This is a genomic window from Pararhodobacter sp. SW119 (assembly GCF_017811755.1).
Lineage (GTDB): Bacteria > Pseudomonadota > Alphaproteobacteria > Rhodobacterales > Rhodobacteraceae > Pararhodobacter.
In genome coordinates this window covers 1-1,522 of the sequence record NZ_JADDJF010000148.1, presented here as the reverse complement: position 1 = coordinate 1,522, position 1,522 = coordinate 1, and the positions used below count along the sequence as shown (strand labels likewise).

At 62.9% G+C, this 1,522-nt stretch carries 1 protein-coding gene; it reads right to left on the bottom strand.

What is annotated here, in order from left to right:
- Nucleotides 1–1,466 (bottom strand): alanine/glycine:cation symporter family protein (locus IM708_RS20945; protein WP_209428485.1); only part of this gene is annotated, 1,466 nt, incomplete at its 3' end.
- Nucleotides 1,467–1,522 lie beyond the last annotated feature (56 nt).

Sequence of the window (1,522 nt, the reverse complement as noted above, 5' to 3'; positions counted from 1 at the left end):
CGGGCGATCGGCGCTTCGGTCTCGCCTCCCGCAGCCGGTTTCGCCGATTGCGGATCGGTCCAAGCCGAAGGGTCGATGTCCAGATCCGGAAACTTTCCGGGATCGAGCACCGGTCGCTCTACACCGGCTTTGAGTTGGGCCCTGAAATCGTTCAAGATCCGCAAAAGCACCGGGAACAGCATCATGATCGCGATGAGGTTGACCAGCGCGAGGATGCCCATCATCGGGTCGGAGAAGAAGAACACCGCGGTCGCGCCGGGCGCGGTGGCCCCGAGAAAGACAATCCCGACGATGGCGAACCTGAGTACGTGCAGCGATGCAGGATGGTTCGTCATCACGCCGAGCGCAACCTCGCCAAGGTAGTAGTTGTAGATGATGGAGCTGAAGGCGAAGAGCAGGATGGCGAAGGTCAGGTAATACTGCGCCCAATCCCCGAGATGGCCGACGAGCGATTGTTGCGTCAGCACGACCCCGTCGATCTCGGCGCCTGGCACGTAGACCGGGCTCAGCAGGATGATGAAGGCGGTGCAGGAGCAGATGATGATGGTGTCGATGAAGACGGAAAAGGACTGCGTGATCCCCTGGCTGATCGGGTGGCGCACATGCGCTGTCGCCGCGACGTTCGGCGCCGACCCCAACCCGGCCTCGTTGGAAAAGAGGCCGCGGCGCAGTCCCTGAGCAATGGCGGCGCCCATGCCGCCGCCGACCGCCTCCTGAAGCCCGAAGGCATTGGCGACGATCATCCAGAGCACGCCGGGAAGGGAGGGAATGTTGATAAGGATGATGATGAGCGCAAGGGCGATGTAGCTGAGCGCCATGATCGGGATGATGACGTCCGCCACCTTGGCGATGCGCCTGATGCCGCCGTAGACGATGAAACCGGTGATCACGGCGAGCAGGATCGCGCTCCAGAGGCGGTCGACACCAAGGCTGTCATTGGCCGCGCCGGCGAAGGTGTTGCCCTGGAAGGCGTTGAATCCGAGCGCGAAGGACAGAAGCAGGCACACGGCGTAGATCACCGCCAGCCAGCGATACTGGTGCCCTATCCCGTAGAGGATATAGCCTGCCGGGCCGCCCTTGAAGGTGCCGTCTCCGACCGGCCGCTTGTAAAGCTGCGCAAGCGAGGCCTCGACGAGGCTGGTCGCCATGCCGACGAGGGCGATCACCCACATCCAGAACACCGCCCCGGGACCGCCGAGTGAGATTGCGACCGCGACACCCGCAATGTTGCCGCCGCCGACGCGCCCGCCCACAGAGACGAGAAGCGCCTGCCGCGCGCTGATAGCATTCGGATCGCCGGACTGGTTCTTCGACGATAGCACCCGGAACATCCGCCCGAAGAACTCGAACTGGACGAAACCCGTCATCAGTGTGATGAAGAGGCCGAAGACCACCAGGATGGGGATGAGAGCCCATCCCCAGGTGAGATCCTCGATCAGCCCGAAGAACCCGTAGATCAAGCCCATGATCTCACTCCCTCAGCTGCGACCGGGTAACAAGCATGCCCATCGGCCCAATTTGC